19 protein-coding genes and 1 tRNA gene are annotated in these 17,020 nt (G+C 63.0%); 13 read left to right on the top strand and 7 right to left on the bottom strand.

Annotated features, from left to right (window positions below; all coding sequences use genetic code 11):
* Positions 1 to 9 precede the first annotated feature (9 nt).
* From F3H35_RS12930 to F3H35_RS12915, 3 genes are all read left to right on the top strand, one after another.
* Positions 10 to 1,362 (top strand): amidase, encoded by a 1,353-nt coding sequence (locus tag F3H35_RS12930; protein WP_149779974.1) that lies wholly within the window; start codon positions 10 to 12, stop codon positions 1,360 to 1,362.
* 43 nt (positions 1,363 to 1,405) lie between these two features.
* Positions 1,406 to 2,308, top strand: a complete 903-nt coding sequence (locus F3H35_RS12925) for a polysaccharide deacetylase family protein (RefSeq protein ID WP_149779973.1) — start codon at positions 1,406 to 1,408, stop codon at positions 2,306 to 2,308.
* Between the two features lie 358 nt (positions 2,309 to 2,666).
* On the top strand, positions 2,667 to 3,623 hold the full coding sequence (locus F3H35_RS12915; protein WP_149779972.1) for a CobW family GTP-binding protein: 957 nt from the start codon (positions 2,667 to 2,669) through the stop codon (positions 3,621 to 3,623).
* Positions 3,624 to 3,858: 235 nt separating this feature from the next.
* On the opposite strand, the gene F3H35_RS12910 is transcribed toward F3H35_RS12915, so the two are convergent.
* Positions 3,859 to 3,948: transfer RNA gene (locus F3H35_RS12910), tRNA-Ser, on the bottom strand.
* 61 nt (positions 3,949 to 4,009) lie between these two features.
* Between F3H35_RS12910 and F3H35_RS18885 the strand changes: the two genes are divergently transcribed.
* Both F3H35_RS18885 and F3H35_RS12905 read left to right on the top strand, forming a co-directional pair.
* On the top strand, positions 4,010 to 4,177 hold the full coding sequence (locus tag F3H35_RS18885) for a hypothetical protein (RefSeq protein WP_188129963.1): 168 nt from the start codon (positions 4,010 to 4,012) through the stop codon (positions 4,175 to 4,177).
* 47 nt (positions 4,178 to 4,224) lie between these two features.
* Positions 4,225 to 5,445 carry a lytic murein transglycosylase gene (locus F3H35_RS12905; protein WP_149779971.1) on the top strand — a complete coding sequence of 407 codons (1,221 nt, stop codon included), beginning with the start codon at positions 4,225 to 4,227 and terminating at the stop codon, positions 5,443 to 5,445.
* Between the two features lie 171 nt (positions 5,446 to 5,616).
* On the opposite strand, the gene ychF is transcribed toward F3H35_RS12905, so the two are convergent.
* Positions 5,617 to 6,714: a redox-regulated ATPase YchF gene (gene ychF / locus F3H35_RS12900; RefSeq protein ID WP_149779970.1), complete on the bottom strand. Its 1,098-nt coding sequence runs from the start codon at positions 6,712 to 6,714 to the stop codon at positions 5,617 to 5,619.
* A gap of 125 nt (positions 6,715 to 6,839) precedes the next feature.
* Between ychF and trpA the strand changes: the two genes are divergently transcribed.
* From trpA to F3H35_RS12885, 3 genes are all read left to right on the top strand, one after another.
* Entirely contained in the window at positions 6,840 to 7,631 is a 792-nt protein-coding gene (gene trpA / locus F3H35_RS12895) for a tryptophan synthase subunit alpha (protein ID WP_149779969.1), read from the top strand.
* Positions 7,632 to 7,731: 100 nt separating this feature from the next.
* Positions 7,732 to 8,898 (top strand): alpha-hydroxy acid oxidase, encoded by a 1,167-nt coding sequence (locus F3H35_RS12890; protein ID WP_149779968.1) that lies wholly within the window; start codon positions 7,732 to 7,734, stop codon positions 8,896 to 8,898.
* Between the two features lie 270 nt (positions 8,899 to 9,168).
* A complete protein-coding gene (locus tag F3H35_RS12885) occupies positions 9,169 to 9,819 on the top strand; it encodes a 50S ribosomal protein L25/general stress protein Ctc (RefSeq protein WP_149779967.1) in 651 nt (216 codons plus the stop codon).
* Positions 9,820 to 9,892: 73 nt separating this feature from the next.
* On the opposite strand, the gene F3H35_RS12880 is transcribed toward F3H35_RS12885, so the two are convergent.
* Entirely contained in the window at positions 9,893 to 10,573 is a 681-nt protein-coding gene (locus tag F3H35_RS12880) for an FkbM family methyltransferase (protein ID WP_223228406.1), read from the bottom strand.
* Between the two features lie 73 nt (positions 10,574 to 10,646).
* Here F3H35_RS12880 and pth point away from each other — a divergent pair, with 73 nt between their 5' ends.
* The 5 genes from pth (at position 10,647) to F3H35_RS12855 (ending at position 13,969) form a co-directional block, all read left to right on the top strand.
* Entirely contained in the window at positions 10,647 to 11,345 is a 699-nt protein-coding gene (gene pth / locus F3H35_RS12875; protein ID WP_149779965.1) for an aminoacyl-tRNA hydrolase, read from the top strand.
* A 28-nt stretch (positions 11,346 to 11,373) separates the two neighbouring features.
* Positions 11,374 to 12,537: a serine hydrolase domain-containing protein gene (locus tag F3H35_RS12870; protein WP_149779964.1), complete on the top strand. Its 1,164-nt coding sequence runs from the start codon at positions 11,374 to 11,376 to the stop codon at positions 12,535 to 12,537.
* A 73-nt stretch (positions 12,538 to 12,610) separates the two neighbouring features.
* On the top strand, positions 12,611 to 12,931 hold the full coding sequence (locus F3H35_RS12865) for an antibiotic biosynthesis monooxygenase family protein (protein ID WP_149779963.1): 321 nt from the start codon (positions 12,611 to 12,613) through the stop codon (positions 12,929 to 12,931).
* Positions 12,932 to 12,980: 49 nt separating this feature from the next.
* Positions 12,981 to 13,358, top strand: coding sequence for a DUF2237 family protein (locus F3H35_RS12860; RefSeq protein WP_149779962.1), 378 nt, complete (start codon positions 12,981 to 12,983; stop codon positions 13,356 to 13,358).
* A 143-nt stretch (positions 13,359 to 13,501) separates the two neighbouring features.
* Complete coding sequence (locus F3H35_RS12855) at positions 13,502 to 13,969, top strand: DM13 domain-containing protein (RefSeq protein WP_149779961.1); 468 nt, start codon at positions 13,502 to 13,504, stop codon at positions 13,967 to 13,969.
* Between the two features lie 19 nt (positions 13,970 to 13,988).
* On the opposite strand, the gene trpB is transcribed toward F3H35_RS12855, so the two are convergent.
* From trpB to F3H35_RS12835, 4 genes are all read right to left on the bottom strand, one after another.
* Positions 13,989 to 15,218, bottom strand: a complete 1,230-nt coding sequence (gene trpB, locus F3H35_RS12850) for a tryptophan synthase subunit beta (RefSeq protein WP_149779960.1) — start codon at positions 15,216 to 15,218, stop codon at positions 13,989 to 13,991.
* Positions 15,219 to 15,412: 194 nt separating this feature from the next.
* Positions 15,413 to 15,646 (bottom strand): N-(5'-phosphoribosyl)anthranilate isomerase, encoded by a 234-nt coding sequence (locus F3H35_RS12845; protein WP_149779959.1) that lies wholly within the window; start codon positions 15,644 to 15,646, stop codon positions 15,413 to 15,415.
* 46 nt (positions 15,647 to 15,692) lie between these two features.
* Positions 15,693 to 16,328: a class I SAM-dependent DNA methyltransferase gene (locus F3H35_RS12840; protein ID WP_149779958.1), complete on the bottom strand. Its 636-nt coding sequence runs from the start codon at positions 16,326 to 16,328 to the stop codon at positions 15,693 to 15,695.
* 33 nt (positions 16,329 to 16,361) lie between these two features.
* The gene (locus F3H35_RS12835; protein ID WP_007817609.1) at positions 16,362 to 17,018 is read right to left on the bottom strand and encodes a phosphoribosylanthranilate isomerase; all 657 of its coding nucleotides are present in this window, start codon (positions 17,016 to 17,018) and stop codon (positions 16,362 to 16,364) included.
* Positions 17,019 to 17,020: the final 2 nt, after the last annotated feature.

Below are 17,020 nucleotides of genomic sequence, written 5' to 3'. Positions count from 1 at the left end.
GGCAATTTTATGGCCTATACGACCGCACAGCATATTTCAGAGGGATTGCGCTCGGGAAAACTTGATCCCGTTGCACTGACCGAAGAGGTCTATGACCGTCTGGAACAGCACGGCGACACCGCAATTTATATCGAAACGACCCGCGATCGCGCGATGGCCGAGGCCGAGGCTTCGCGCTTGCGGTTCAAGTCAGGCTTGCCGGCAGGCCCGTTGGATGGTGTGCCTGTGGCGTGGAAGGACCTTTTTGATCTGAAAGGCCGCGTGACCACCGCCGGAGCCATCGTCACCAGAACAGATACAGCGGCGAAGGCCGACGCACCGGTGATCGCAACAGCCCACAGGGCCGGGATGATCAGCACCGGTACGGTCAACATGACGGAATTCGCCTTTTCGGGTATCGGCCTCAACCCACATTACGGCACGCCCCGCAATGTGCATGCCCCCACCGGTCAAAGACGCAGCCCGGGCGGTTCATCCTCGGGCTCTGGCGTGGTCGTTTCGGCCGGGATCGTCCCTATCTCGATAGGCACGGATACGGGCGGCTCGGTCCGTATCCCGGCCTCTTTCAACGGCGTGGTGGGCTACAAGACCTCTTCGGGCCGCTATCCCATGGACGGGGTCTATCCACTGGCGAAATCCCTCGATACGATTGGGCCACTGGCACACACGGTTGCCGATTGTGCCTTGTTCGACGCGGTCTTGCGCGGCAAAGACAGCCCCGAGGCGCAGCCCGCAGATGTCGATGGATTGTCCTTCGTCATTCCGGACGAGATCTTTCTGGATGGGCTTGCGCCATCGGTCGCGGCCAATTTCAACGCGACCGTGGACAGGCTCGAGACGGCGGGAGCACGGGTCAAGCGCATTTCGCTTCCTGAACTGTCGGAACTGACCGACCTGATCGCCGAGCACGGTTTTCTGGCCGGTGCGGAAGCGCTGGCGCTGCATCGCGAGCGGGTGCGCGGCCCTGCAGCCGCGCAAATGGATGCCCGCGTCGTGCGCCGCATCAGGCTGGCCGAGAGCATGAGCGCAGTTGACGTTCTGTTACTGCAACAGGCCCGCACCCGCATGATGGCGTCGACAGCGGCCAGAATAGGCCGGTCAATCGTGCTGTGCCCGACCACGGCCACCACCGCCATGGAGATCGAGCCGCTCGAAGCGGATCAGGAGGTTTTCTTTCGCCACAACGGCCTGACGCTGCGCAACACCTCTTTGGGCAATTTCCTAGATTGGTGTGGCGTTTCCATTCCCAACGGCACCGATGCCGATGGCATGCCGACGGGCTTCCTGCTGTCAGCCCCGACCGGTCAAGACACAGCCCTGCTGGCCGCCGCTCTGAGCTGCGAAGAGATCATCCGCGGCTAGTGCCGCGGTGACATCGACTGAAACAAAGAAGAGGAGACCCAAAATGACCAAGAAAATCTACTGTGCCTTCGGCACGGATATCGACTCTGTCGCGGGCCAGATCGGCTCTTATGGCGGGGGAGATTCACCCAACGACATCCAGCGCGGCATCTTCGCGACCGAAGTCGGCGTGCCGCGCCTGCTGCGCCTGTTCAAGAAATACGAGATGCGGACGTCGTTCTTCATCCCGGGCCATTCGATCGAGACATTTCCGAAAGAGATGGACATGATCGTCGAGGCGGGACACGAGATTGGCGCACATGGCTATTTGCATGAAAACCCGGTTGCGATGACCCCTTCTCAGGAAGAGGATGTTCTGGTCAAGTCCATCGAACTGATCAAGAAACTCACCGGCGAAGCCCCCAAGGGCTATGTCGCACCCTGGTGGGAAATGTCCAACGTGACCGCGTCGCTGTTGGGCAAGTACGGATTTTCCTACGACCACAGCCAAAGCTACCGTGATTTCCAGCCGTTCTATGCCCGTGTCGGCGACGAATGGAATGTGATCGACTATTCCAAGACCGCCGGTGAGTGGATGCATCCGCTCAAGCACGGCAAAGAGATCGACCTCGTGGATATCGGCGCAAACTGGTATGTCGACGATCTTCCGCCGATGATGTTCATCAAGAACGCGCCCAACAGCCACGGCTTTGTCAGCCCGCGTGATATCGAGCAGATGTGGAAGGACCAGTTCGACTGGGTCTATCGTGAAATGGACTACGGGGTTTTCCCGATCACCATTCACCCCGACGTTGCGGGCCGTCCGCAGGTTCTGCTGATGCTCGAGCGGCTGATCGATTATATCAACACGCATTCCGGCGTCGAATGGGTGGATTTCAACACCATTGCGGACGACTTCCGCCAGCGCTTCCCGTTCGACAGCGACAAGCGTCCTGAAGTGATCTGAAATGGCACAGGGGCAGCGCCATGCGCGCTGCCCCCTCCGCAATTCGATGAGGTGTTCAGATGTGCAATGCATGCGGTTTCCCGACACGCCCTGGCCACTGGACCGACGCAGGTGCCGATAACGCCGGCGACAGGCTAAGGCTGCAAATGCGCCGTGCCCAGATCCTGAACAGATTGCTGAATGGCTATGGCTTCAAGGCGCGTCCCCCCGGGCACGGGCCGGGCTTTGCGCTGTCTTCCTTTTCAGGTCGCACCACATTGCTGCCAGATCTTGAAGCCGTATGGCAGGAAGCCGCGCAGCAATTGGGCCACCCCATCGATCCGCTTGATCCCCGGTTCACCGCGGCCGAACCCAACTCATGATCGCGCCACCAGAAGATGGCCGTCTTCGGCTGACCATTCTTGGTGGTTACTTGGGCTCCGGCAAGACAACCTGGCTGCGCCATCAGCTTTACGAAGGTGGCTTCGGCAAGGCCCATATTCTCATCAACGAAGCTGCCGAAACTCCGGTCGACGACACGTTGCTGGCATCTCAATCCGCAGGCGTCACGATGTTGTCAGGCGGATGTGCCTGCTGCACGGGCAAGGATGATCTTGTCAATGCGCTCAAGGCGCTGTGCGATGCCCATAGCCGACAGAAGCCCGAAGACCGAAAGACTGCCCAGATTGTTCTCGAAACGAGCGGTCTTGCCGATCCTGCCGCCATACTGGATGCCATCCAGCAAGACAGCGTGCTTGTGCATCACATCCGCGTGGCCGAAATCATCGTGCTGGTGGACGCCATGAATGCGGCGGACCAATTGCGCACCGAGCATTTGGGACGGGCGCAGATCGAAGCGGCCGACCGCATCATCTTAACCAAGGTGGATGCTGTTCCCGATGCGGTGCTGGCCACTGTTGTCGCAACCGTGCGCCATCTCAATCCGGTCGCCAGGATCGAGGCTGCGGTGAAGGGCGAACCTTTCGCCTTGCCGGACTTGCCGGCTGTACCACCTTATGATCTGCCCCGGATCTCGGATGGTGGCGAGCCGATCCAACCCACGAAAATCGACATCCCGGACGATGTGGACTGGGCCACATTTTCCATTTGGCTGTCGGCACTTATCTATGCGCGTGGCGATGATCTGGTCCGCGTCAAGGGTGTCTTCGACACGCCTGCGGGTCCATTGCTGTTACAAGCGGTGCGAAAGTCCGTGCAGCCGCCCGAATTGCTGCCGCCCGAGGCGGCTCAACGTCAAAACCAGATCGTTTTCATCGGGCGCGGATACAAAGGCGATGATCTGCGCCGATCGCTGGACTATTTCACCCGCGGCTAGGCCCAACAAACGGCGTAGTTTACGTGGATGACTGAGAAAAGACGGGCAACCATCTCCGGGCCTCCCCGTCGTTGAGTGAAACAGGCGTCTGGCCCTTGAGCTAACCCCCTGAAATCACGCGAATAAGGCTTTGGTCATCTGTCCAAGAGAGGGATGGGCCACGAACCGCTGAATCCTAAGCTGACGACCCTATGCAGAGTAATGCTGCACTCGTGCTTTCAACACCTCAGGGAAGTGGCGGAGACGATGGGATTCGAACCCACGAGACCCTTCCGGGCCTACTCCCTTAGCAGGGGAGCGCCTTCGACCACTCGGCCACGTCTCCGCCGACGCGTATAGCCGGGCGGTGACACTGTTTACAAGGCGAAATTTCAGGAAACCGACATATGGTGGAGATTGGTGCGGCGCTGGTGAAATATCGCCGGCACACATCCTCATCCGAGGCTGAAGGCCTGCCGCCCGAGGCGAGGGCGCAGGTGGGTGGCGCGCGGGAGCAAGGGGCCTGCCGGGCGGATATGGGTGTGGTCAGCCAGAGAGGATCTGGCGTAACATAGGGTGTGCAGACCTTGGGCAATGGAAGGCCAACGCATTGATACGGTACATGTTTTCCCTTCTTCTGACCCTCGCCTTGGCGCTTCCGGCATGGGCGCAGGACCGTCAGCAGATCGAGCGTCAGTTCCAGAGCTGGCTGGAGCAGACGATCTGGCCAGAGGCGCAAAGGACAGGCGTTTCGCGGCGCACGTTCGATGCGGCGGTGGAGGGTGTGCGGCTCAATTGGGAGCTGCCGGATCTGGTTGTGCCGGGGCAAAAGGCGCAGGTCCCGACACGGCAGAGACAGGCGGAATTCGGGGCGCCATCGCGCTATTTCAGCGGGGTCGAGACGGATGCGGCGGTGGGACGGCAGATGGCGCAGCAGCACGCGAGGGCGCTGGCGGAAGCGGAGCGCAAGACCGGCGTGCCGGGGCGGATCGTGCTGGGAATCTGGGGACGGGAAAGCGCATATGGGCGCGCGAAAATTCCGCACAACGCCGTTCAAGTCCTTGCGACCAAAGGATTTATGAGCACGCGGGCGGCATATTTCACGGACGAACTTCTGGCCGCCCTGCAGATTCTGGAGCGCGGTCAGGCCCCGGCTGGGACGCTGAGAAGCAGTTGGGCCGGGGCGCTAGGGCAGCCGCAATTCATGCCCTCGAATGTTCTGGAGCATGCCGCAGATGGCGACGGCGACCGGCGCGCAGATATCTGGACCTCGGAGGCCGACACGATCGCGTCGATCGCCAATTACCTCGCGCGGCACGGCTGGCAGGCGGGGCGCGACTGGGGGTTCGAGGTGGTGGTTCCCGACACGGTCTCCTGCGCGCTGGAGGGGCCGGACCAGGGGCGCCGGATCGCCGATTGGGCCGCTGCAGGCGTGCGGCGGGTATCGGGTAAACCCTTCCCTGATAATGAAAAAAACAAAGACGGCTTTCTGATGATGCCGGCCGGGCGGCACGGGCCGGCCTTTGTCGTGACGCCCAATTTCTATGTCCTGAAGGACTATAACATGAGCGATCTCTATGCGCTTTACGTGGGTCACGTGGGCGACAGGATCGCCTATGGCATGGGCGATTTCGAGGGGCGCTGGCGCGATCCGGGGCGGCTGATGCGGTCGGATATCGCACGGATGCAGCAGGGCCTCGAGAGGCTGGGGCATGATGTCGGCGGGGTGGACGGGCTGCCGGGATTCAAGACGCGGCGATCCATCGGGCGCTGGCAGGAGGCCACCGGACGGACCCCGACATGCTTTCCGGACAGGGCGGTGATCGACGCGCTGGCGCGGTGAGTGCCGAATCACCCCCAAGCCCCTGATTAACGGCGAAAAACTCCGTTCGGTATCGCGTCGGTATCACGTCGGTATCGCGTCGGTATCGGGCACAGAAATGGGCAGGGTTAATAGAGCGTTCGTTCTGTTTGCCGCAAATTCCGTACGAAACGCCGGAGGCTAAACACCAGATCAGGTGTTGAAGAGGAAATGCAGCACGTCGCCATCCTTGACGATATAGGCCTTGCCCTCGGCGCGCATCTTGCCGGCTTCCTTGGCGCCCTGTTCACCGTTGCAGGCGACGAAATCGTCATAGGCGATGGTTTCGGCGCGGATGAAGCCCTTTTCGAAATCGCCATGAATGACACCTGCGGCCTTGGGGGCGGAGGTGCCTGCGGGAATGGTCCAGGCGCGGGCCTCTTTCGGGCCGACGGTGAAATAGGTCTCGAGATGCAGAAGATCGTAGCCGGCGCGAATGAGACGGTCGAGACCGGCCTCGGTCAGGCCCATCTCGTCGAGGAACATGCCCGCCTCTTCGGCGTCGAGCTGGCTGATCTCTTCCTCGATGCGGGCGGAGATCACGACGCTGGCCGCGCCCTGTTCGGCGGCCATCTTTTCGACCTCGGCGGAGAAGGCATTGCCGGTGGCGGCGCTGGCCTCATCGACATTGCAGACATAGAGAATGGGCTTGGTGGTCAGAAGCTGCAGACCTTTCCAGGCTTTCTGGTCCTCGGCGGAGACCTCGACGGTGCGGGCGGGTTGGCCGTCTTCCAGCGCGGCCTGCGCGGCGGCGAGCAGGCGCTCTTGCAGAACGGCGTCCTTGTCACCGCCCTTGAGCTTGCGCACGAGGCCGGCGCGGCGCTTTTCGATCGATTCGAGATCGGCCAGCATCAGTTCGGTTTCGATCACCTCGGCATCGGCGACGGGATCGACACGGCCCTCGACATGGGTGACGTCGCCATCCTCGAAGCAGCGCAGCACATGGGCGATGGCGTCCACCTCGCGGATATTGGCGAGAAACTGGTTGCCCAAACCCTCGCCCTTGGAGGCGCCTTTCACCAGACCGGCGATGTCCACAAAGGTCATCCGGGTGGGGATTATGGTGGCCGAGCCGCCGATCCGGGCCAGCGTGTCAAGCCGCGCGTCGGGCACGTTCACCTCGCCCACATTGGGTTCGATGGTGCAGAACGGGAAATTCGCGGCCTGCGCGGCCGCCGTTTTGGTCAGCGCGTTGAACAGCGTGGACTTGCCCACATTCGGCAGTCCGACGATCCCCATCTTGAAGCCCATTCCCGGCCCCTCCTGATTGCGAGTTGCGCGCATCTACGGCGCGGGACGGGTCGAGGTCAAGCTGGGCATTGATTTTGCCCCGGCTTTCGGTCAAACCCGGTGCGACCCAATTTCAGGATAAAGCAATGACCCGCATCGACGCCAAATTCGCCGAGCTTCAGGCCGCAGGAAAAAAAGCCTTCGTGGCCTATGTGATGGCGGGCGATCCGGATTACGACACCTCGCTCGAGCTGATCAAGGGGCTGCCGGGGGCCGGTGTGGACATCATCGAGATGGGCATGCCCTTTACCGATCCGATGGCCGATGGCGAAACGATCCAGCTGGCCGGGCAGCGCGCGCTTGCCGGGGGGCAGACACTGGAGAAGACGCTGGCGATGGCGACGGAGTTCCGCAAGGACAACCAGACGACGCCGATCGTGATGATGGGCTATTACAATCCGATCTACAATCGCGGGGTGGACAAGTTTCTGGCCGATGCCAAGGCGGCGGGGATCGACGGGCTGATCGTGGTGGACCTGCCGCCCGAAGAGGATGACGAGCTGTGCATCCCTGCGCAGAAGGCCGGGCTGAACTTCATCCGGCTGGCCACGCCCACCACCGATGACAAACGCCTGCCCAAGGTGCTGCAGAACACCAGCGGCTTCGTCTATTACGTGTCGATCACCGGGATCACCGGCGCGGCGGCGGCACAGGCCGCCGATGTGGCGCCCGAAGTGGCGCGGATCAAGGCCAAGACCGATCTGCCGGTGATCGTAGGCTTCGGCATCCGCAGCCCCGAGACCAGCCGCGAGATCGCCGGTGTGGCCGATGGCGCGGTCGTGGGCTCGGCCATCGTGGCCAAGCTGGCCGAGGGCGTGCCGGTTCCGCAAGTGCTGGATTTCGTCAAGGGGTTGGCGGACGGGGCGCATTCGGCCTGAATATCGCGCTGAAGGCCGGGTGAGGCGTGGCGGGCCGGATTGCGCGCGCGCGGCGTGACTGGTAATCGAACCTGACCAGTTTTGCCCGGAGAGCCTTGCCATGCCCGTCATCACATCCATCGCCGATCTCAAGCGCATCTATCACCGGCGCGTGCCGAAGATGTTCTATGATTACGCGGAATCGGGCAGCTGGACCGAGCAGACCTTCCGCGAGAACACCAGCGACTTCTCGAAGATCTACCTGCGCCAGCGGGTGGCCGTGGACATGGACGGGCGCAGCACCGCGAGCCAGATGATCGGCCAGGATGTCGCGATGCCGGTGGGTCTTGCGCCGGTGGGTCTCACGGGCATGCAGCACGCCGACGGCGAGATCAAGGCCGCGCGCGCGGCGGGCAAGTTCGGGGTGCCCTATACGCTGTCCACGATGTCGATCTGTTCGATCGAGGATGTGGCCGAGAACACCGACGCCCCTTTCTGGATGCAGGTCTATACGCTGAAGGACGATGACTTCATGCAGCGCCTGTTCGACCGGGCAAAGGCCGCGAAATGCTCGGCGGCGATGATCACGGTGGATCTGCAGGTGCTGGGCCAGCGGCACAAGGACCTCAAGAACGGGCTGAGCGCGCCGCCCAAGCTGACGCCCGCCTCGGTGGCCAACATGATGACCAAGGTGCATTGGGGGCTGGGGATGCTGGGGACCAAGCGGCGGTTCTTCGGCAATATCGTGGGCCATGCGAAGGGCGTGACGGACCCGTCGTCGCTGAGCACATGGACGTCCGAGGCCTTCGATCCCTCGCTCAACTGGGACCGCATCCGGGAGTTCCGCAAGATGTGGGACGGCCCGCTGATCATCAAGGGCATCATGGATCCGCGCGATGCGCGCGAGGCGCTGAATGTCGGCGCGGATGCGATCATCGTGTCGAACCATGGCGGGCGGCAACTCGATGGCGCGCTGAGCGCGATCCGTGCCCTGCCGGCGATCCTCGATGCGGTGGGCGACAAGATCGAGGTGCATATCGACAGCGGCATCCGGACCGGTCAGGACGTGCTCAAGGCCCTGGCCATGGGGGCGAAGGGCACCTATATCGGGCGCGCCTATGTCTACGGCCTGGGCGCGATGGGCGAGGCGGGCGTGACCCGTGCGCTCGAGGTGATCCACAAGGAACTCGATGTGTCGATGGCGCTCTGTGGTCGCCGCGACGTGCGCACACTCGACCGCGATATCCTGATGATCCCGGAAGGGTTCGAAGGCCGCTGGCAGGCGTAAGCACGCTCTCCGCGCGGATGCGCTCGCGGCATATGGCGGGTGCCTCCGGCGGGGATATTTGGAGCCAGAAGAAACCCCGGGGCGGCTGCGGCTTCTTCTGGCCGGAAATATCCCGGGGGAGTCGCGGCGAAGACGCGACGGGGGCTGGCCCCCTCCCCGGCCCGACGCTGTGAATTGGGCCTTTTCAACAGGGGCGATCCGGTCTATACGCGCGGCTTCACGCGGGGTTACAGCCTTGGAGGAACCCCGCCCTAACCTATGGAGAACAACATGGCTGGAGAAATTCCTGATCTTCACGCCCAGGAACGCACGGGGACAGGCAAGGGCGCCGCTCGTGCTGTGCGCCGCGCGCATATGGTTCCGGGCATCGTATTCGGTGGCGACGTCGATCCGCTTCCGATCCAGATTCCCTACAACGTGCTGATCAAGAAGCTGAAAGAGGGCCGGTTCAAGTCGACCCTGTTCAACCTCAAGGTCGAAGGGCATGACGATGTGCGCGTGATCTGCCGCGACGTGCAGCGCGATGTGGTCAAGGATCTGCCGACCCATCTGGACCTGATGCGTCTGCGCCGGACGACGAAGATCAACCTGTTCATCCCGGTGAGCTTCACCGGCGAGGACGTGGCACCCGGCCTTAAGAAGGGCGGCGTTCTGACCGTGGTCCGCAACGAGATCGAGCTGGTCGTGACGGCGGGCGACATTCCCGAAGAGGTCACCGTGGACCTGTCCGGCATGGATATCGGCGACACGCTGACCATCAGCCAGGTGACGCTGCCGGAAGGCGCGCAGCCGACGATCGACCGCGATTTCGTGATCTGCAACATCTCGGCCCCGTCGGCGCTGAGATCGTCGGAGGACGAGGACGATTCGGCCGAGGTTCCGACCGTTGGTGAGACGGAAGCCGAGGGCGACGAGGGCTGAGCCCGTCACGCGCTCTGGTCCGGAGCCGCGGCAAGACAACGAACGCGGGATGGCAGCGCCGTCCCGCGTTTTTTCATGCGCTGCGCAGTCGCCGCATGCACAGGATCCGGCCACGCGACGGGCCGGGATCATAGGTCATGCCCGAGGCCGAAAGGCAGTCGACGATTCGCTTGATCACCATGTCCGGATATCGGGCCGGGTGCAGTTCCATCATCACCGAGCGCACATGGTCGGGCCATGGCGCATCGAAGAGATGTTCCTCCGCGCCTTCGACATCCATGATCACCACATGGGGCCGATAGCGCGCCAGCAGATCGCCCAGCACGAGGCGCGGCACATAGATCACCGCGGCGGAGCGGGCGTCCTCGGTCGCGATATGCGCCCCCCAGAAGGCCGAGCCGGTCTGAAAGCCGATCCTGTCCGGACCCTCCGCCTGCCCTGTCACCGCGCCATGCAGCAAGGTCACGCCGGCGACGTCGTTGCGCGCGAGATTGGCCTCGATCACCGGCAGCATATGCGGGTTCGCTTCGACCGTGACGACGTTTTCGGCGCCGGTGATCCCGGCACAGAGCGTCGCGATATAGCCAAGCCCCGAGCCCAGTTCGAGCACACGCTGGCCCGGGCGCAGGCGCATCAGGGCGGCGCGCGCCTCATGCGCCTCATAGCCGCCCGAGACCAGCTTGTCCCGGATCCGGTCGGTCAGCATCGCATCGGGCAGCGCCAGTTGCACCCCGTTCACCTCATACTCGGCCATACACTGCCCCTGATCGTTGATTCCATCGCCCATGCCGCGTAGACCAGCATCACCAAAGATGGGGGCCGCGGCAATGCTGCTATTCGTGGGGCTGGGAAATCCCGGTGCGAAATATGCCGGACACCGGCACAATATCGGCTTCATGGCCATCGACCGCATCGCGGAGGACCATGGGTTCGGGCCCTGGAAGGGAAAGTTCCAGGGCGAGATCGCCGAAGGCCAGTTGGGCGGTCAGAAGGTGATGCTGCTCAAGCCCGGCACCTTCATGAATCTCAGCGGGCAGTCGGTGGGCGAGGCGATGCGCTTTTACAAGCTGGAACCGGGCGATGTGACCGTGTTTCATGACGAGCTCGATCTGGCGCCGGGCAAGGTCCGGGTCAAGACGGGCGGCGGCCATGCGGGGCATAACGGGTTGCGCTCGATCCATCAGCATGTCGGAGAGGCCTATCAGCGCGTACGGCTTGGTATCGGGCATCCGGGCCGCAAGGAGCTGGTGGCGCAGTATGTCCTGCAGGATTTCGCCAAGGCGGATGCCGATTGGCTGGGCGATCTGATGCGCGGCATTTCCGATGGCGCCGCAGAGCTGGCAGCGGGCCGCAAGGACAGGTTCCTGAATGCCATCGCGCAGCGCATGGCCCCTGCCGGGGCGCCGCCTGCGCCGAAATCCGATGCGGCGGGCGCGGCGCCCAAGGCGCGGCCGGCTGTCAAGCCGGATGAGCAGGCCCCGGACAACCGCAGCCCGCTGCAACGTCTGGTCGACAGGTTCCGATGAGCGCGGCTGGCCAGGGGAGAACGGGCAGATGAGGTGGATCCTGCGATGGGCGATGCGCGCGGTGCTGATGGCCCTGTTGGCGATTGTGGTCATAGGTCTGTGGAAGCGTGACGAGATCCTGAGATTATGGGCGGTCAACACGCTCTTTGACGAGGACCGGATTGTCGAGAATTTCTCGCATATGGACCGGGCGTTCCTGACCGTGCCGCTGGGGCGCGGCGAGGGGCCGGTCTCGGTTTTGCCCGAGGGGCCGCCGCTTGCGCTGCCGCAAGGCACTCAGGCATGGATCGAGGCGCGGGCGGTCACCTCGCTGATGGTGCTGCATGAGGGCCGGGTGGTGCATGAAAGCTATCACCTGGGCACCGGGCCGGAAGACCGGAGGATCAGCTGGTCGCTGTCGAAAAGCTATCTCTCGGCGCTTTTCGGTCTTCTGGTGGAGGATGGCACGATCGCGTCGCTCGACGTGCCGGTCACGCGCTATGACCCGCGCCTGATCGGAGGGGCCTATGACGGGGTGACGATCCGGCAGGTCTTGCAGATGACCAGCGGTGTGGAGTTCGACGAGGATTATCTGGACTATCATTCGGATATCAACCGGATGGGCCGGGTGCTGGCGCTTGGCGGCACGATGGACGGGTTCGCGGCGGGGCTGATGGCGCGGGCGGCGCAGCCTGGAGAGCTTTGGGAGTATGTCTCGATCGACACGCATGTTCTGGGCATGGTGGTGCGCGGAGCGACGGGCCGTGACATTCCGGACCTGCTGACCGAGAGGATCCTGGCGCCGCTGGGGCTTGAGGACGCGCCCTATTATCTGAGCGATGGCGAGGGTGTGGCCTTTGTCCTTGGCGGTCTGAACATGCGCACAAGGGATCATGCCCGGTTCGGGCTGATGTATGAACAGATGGGCGTCTATGAGGGGCGGCAGGTGGTGCCGGCCGATTGGGTGCGTCTGTCGACCCGAGCCAGCGCGCCGACACAGCCGGGAAAGATCGGCTATGGCTATCAGTGGTGGATTCCGGTGGGCGCGCCGGATGGGGTTTTCATGGCGCGCGGCATCTATGGGCAGTATATCTATATCGATCAGGACCGGGATGCGGTGATCGTGGTGACCAGCGCGGATCGGGGCTTTCGCGAAGAGGGCGTGCACGAGACGAATGTCGAGATGATGCGCCGGATCGCCGAGGCGCTGTGACGGGTTGAAGAGACAGCCCCGGCGCTATTTACTGTGGGGACAGCCACGGATCAGCAGACAAGGACGCAAGGGCATGAGTTACATCGCCATGAACAGGTTTCAGGTGCGCCACGGGTTTGAGGAAAGCTTCGAGACCATGTGGGCCAAGCGGGAAAGCCGGTTGAAGGAGATGGACGGGTTTCGCGAGTTCCGCCTGCTGAAAGGGCCGGATGGAGACGGGTTCCGGCATTATATCAGCCATGCGATCTGGGACAGCCACAAGGCCTTCGAGGCGTGGACGAAATCGCAGCAGTTCCGCGATGCGCACAAGGGTGCAGGCCAATCGCAGACGCGCGATGCGCTGATGGGGGCGCCTGTCTTCGAGGGATACGAGACGGTGCTGCACGAGGCGTGAGCGGCAAGACACGCCACGGCCCACTGCCGATGCAAGAGGAGCACGCGGGATGATGACGAAAGACGAGGCGGTCAATGTTCTGGGCGGTGATCTGGAGCTGTGTTCGCAGGATCCCGTGACCGGCTTTTTCCGGGACGGGCATTGCAATACATGCACCGAAGATCGGGGCAGCCATACGGTCTGCGCGCTGATGACGGCGGAGTTTCTGGCCTATTCGAAATATGTGGGCAACGACCTGAGCACGCCGCGACCGGAATTCGGCTTTGCCGGATTGAAGCCGGGCGATCAATGGTGCCTGTGCGCGGCGCGGTTCCTGCAGGCGCATGACGAAGGCTGCGCGCCGAAGGTGCGGCTTGCGGCCACGCATATGCGCGCATTGGATATCGTGCCGCTGCATGTGTTGCAGGAGCATGCATCCGAGACCTGAGGCGCGGACGCCATGCGCCTTCGAAGGCGCGTGGTCAGGCGCTTCGAAGCGCCTGAACGGCTTTGCAAAACGCCCGTTTCGCGCCATACTGGAGGTCTCCGGTCCGGTTGGCGGGCCGGATCATGTGCGTCAGGACACCGGTGATGCGTAAACTTGTTCTGCTGGTCAGCCATCTTGCGATGCTTGGCGTGGGCTTCGGACTGGGGATCTATCTGCTGCCGATCCTGACCGCACCCCCCGCCCCCGAGGCCGCCATGTTGCAGGAAAAGGCGCTGTCGGCACAGTATTCAGCTGAGTTCACACGCGATCTGGAAGGCAGTGATTTTCTGCATTGGGGCGAAGGGACCGTCAGCCTGTCGCCCACCGAGATCGTGCATCAGGGGCGTCTGGCCCCGGGGCCGGACTACAGGCTGTATCTGGTGCCGCAATTTGTGGAAACCGAGGCGCAATTCGAAGCTGTCAGATCCGATGCGCTGGACATCGGTCAGATCAAGAGCTTTGACGGCTTTCTCATCGCCGTGCCCGAAGGCGTCGACCTCGACGCCTACACCACGGTTCTTGTGTGGTGTGAGGCGTTTGGCGAGTTCATAACAGCCGCCGCCTATCGCTGAGGCGGGCGACGGACGACGCTCAGTCGGCGTCGTCCATGTCGAAGCCCAGATGGCGGGCGACGGTGAAGATGTCCTTGTCGCCCCGGCCGCACATATTCATGATCAGCAGGTGATCGGAGGGAAGATCGGGCGCGATCTTCATGACATGGGCCAGCGCATGGCTGGGCTCGAGCGCCGGGATGATCCCTTCAAGCTCGCAGCACAGCTGGAACGCCTCGAGCGCCTCGCGGTCGGTGATCGAGACATATTTCGCACGGCCGATATCGTGCAGCCAGCTGTGTTCGGGGCCGATGCCGGGATAATCGAGCCCTGCGGAAATCGAATAGCCTTCGAGGATCTGGCCGTCATCGTCCTGCAAAAGATAGGTGCGGTTGCCATGCAGAACCCCGGGGCGTCCGCCGGTGAGCGAGGCGCAATGCTCCATCTTTTCGTCGACGCCGCGGCCCCCGGCCTCGACCCCGATGATGTTCACGCTGGTATCGTCGAGGAAAGGATAGAACAGGCCCATGGCGTTCGAGCCGCCACCGATCGCGGCGATGATCGTGTCGGGCAGACGGCCTTCGGCGGCCTGCATCTGTTCCTTGGCTTCCTTGCCGATGATCGACTGGAAATCGCGCACCATGGCCGGATAGGGATGCGGGCCGGCGACGGTGCCGATGCAATAGAACGTGTCGCGCACATTGGTGACCCAGTCGCGCAGCGCGTCGTTCATCGCGTCCTTGAGCGTGCCACGGCCCGAGGTGACCGGGATCACTTCGGCGCCCAGAAGGCGCATGCGGAAGACGTTGGGTTTCTGGCGCTGGACGTCATGGGCGCCCATGTAGACCACGCATTTCAGGCCGAACTTGGCGCAGACCGTGGCGGTGGCGACACCGTGCTGACCGGCGCCGGTTTCGGCGATGATCCGGGTCTTGCCCATGCGGCGGGCGAGAATGATCTGGCCCAGCACGTTGTTGATCTTGTGCGCGCCGGTGTGGTTGAGCTCGTCGCGCTTGAGATAGATCTTGGCGCCGCCCAGATGCTTGGTCAGCCGGTCCGCATAATAGAGCGGGCTGGGGCGGCCCACGTAATGGGTCCAAAGATCATGCATCTCGTCCCAAAAGGACTGGTCGGTTTTGGCGTGCTCATACTGCTCTTCAAGCTCGAGGATAAGCGGCATCAGGGTTTCGGACACGAAGCGACCGCCGAATTTGCCGAAGCGGCCTTTTTCGTCGGGTCCTGTCATGAAGGAATTGAAAAGATCGTTCATCGCTGCGTGCCTTCCGGTCTGGGCCTTGATCCTTGGGTTCAATATGGGACGCACAGGGGATTTTCCAGCGAAAACCGACGGAACCGGGGTGGGCAAGGCGTTTCGAAACGCCTTTTGTGCGCGGTTTCGAAACCGCGCGGGACGCCGCGCCGGCGCGGCGTGGTCAAGGGCTTTCGAAAGCCCTTGACCAAAGATCAACGCCGCGCACGGCGGATCGGCAGGGTATTGCAGAATATCACGAAGTGGCGGCCATTCTCGACGGCCTGGAACCCGCGGCGTTCCACCTCGGCCAGGAAGGCCTGACGACCGGCGAGGCGTTCCACATCGCGGATCTGGCGCTTGACGACCCCGCCGCGCATCGCCTCGGTCGAGGTGAAGACCTGGGCGATCCAGCGCTCGGGCGTCAGGTGATCTGGCAAACGTCTCATGCAGACAGCCTGCCACCGCCACGATTAAGACGAGGTTAACACGGGATCACAGCATCCGCATCACATGGAGCCGGGACCACAGCTCTGGTTCGGCCAGAAGATAGGGGCGGAACGGGGCGCTGATTTCGACCTCTTCCCATTGTCCGGCAGCCTTGAGGCCTTCGATCACCGCCGGAAAGCCCTGGCTTTCCCATGTGGCGCTCAGAAGGTTGAACACGCCGATCCCGCCCGGCCGCGTGACGCGGGCGAGTTCCCGAAGGCTTTCGGGCGGGGCATGTCCGGGGCCGAAAGAACCGATGCAGGTGAAGGCCGCAAAGGCGTCATCCGCGAAAGGCAGACCGGTGGCCATGTTGGCGACGGTGAAATCGGCATAGACCCCGGTGCGCCGCGCCGCGGCGATCATTTCCGGCGAGAGGTCGCACCCGGTGATCGGACCATAGCCCAGGATCGCCAGCGTCTCGCCCACCAGCCCGGTGCCACAGCCTGCATCGAGGATCGGGCCTGATACGGAAGAGCCGAGGTGCCGCGCCAACAGCCCCGCGCCGAGGGACGGCAACCGAAAGCCTTTGCGCAGATTGTCCGCGTCATAGCTGCGCGACCAGTCGTCATAGAGTTTGCGCGCGGCCTCGGGCGTCTTGGCGCCATAGAGATCGTCGAGATCTTCGGATTTCTGCTCGGTCAATTGCCCCTCCTGGTGATCGTGGACCGGACGGGCTCAATCCTCGGATGCGGCGCGAGCCCTGTCAATGAAGGCGCGCATGAGATCGGCGTCCTTTTCACCCGGAGCGCGTTCCACACCTGACGAGACATCGAGTTGCCGTGCGCCTGTCTGGTGGACCGCATCCGCCACATTGTCGGGGTTCAGACCACCGGCCAGCATCCACGGTTTCGACCAGCGCCGCCCCGAAAGAAGCGTCCAGTCGAAGGCCATGGCATTGCCGCCGGGACGATCGGCGCCAGCGGGGGGCTTGGCATCGACAAGGATCTGATCGGCGACCTTTTCGTAGAAATCGATCTGTGTCAGATCGGTTTCGTCCGCGACGCCCACTGCCTTCATCACCGGCAGGCCGGTGCGCTGTTTGATCTGCGTGACGCGGGCAGGCGTTTCGTGACCGTGCAGCTGGATCATGTCGATCTGCACATGCGCGGTCAGCGCATCAAGCAGCGCATCATCGGGATCGACGGTCAGAGCCACACGGATGATCCCCTCGGGCACGGCAGCGGCCATGAAGGCCGCGGCTTCGAGATCGAGGTTGCGGGGCGATTTGGGAAAGAACACGAACCCCACATAGGACGCCCCCGCAAGGATCGCGGCGGGCACGTCGGCGGGATCGGTCAACCCGCAGATCTTGACCTTGATGTCATCGGGCATGG

Origin of the sequence: Roseovarius litoreus (genome assembly GCF_900142765.1) — a bacterium.
GTDB classification, from domain to species: Bacteria; Pseudomonadota; Alphaproteobacteria; order Rhodobacterales; family Rhodobacteraceae; genus Roseovarius; species Roseovarius litoreus.
The sequence above is the reverse complement of the archived record's forward strand: the minus strand, read 5'-3'. Positions and strand labels throughout refer to the sequence as shown.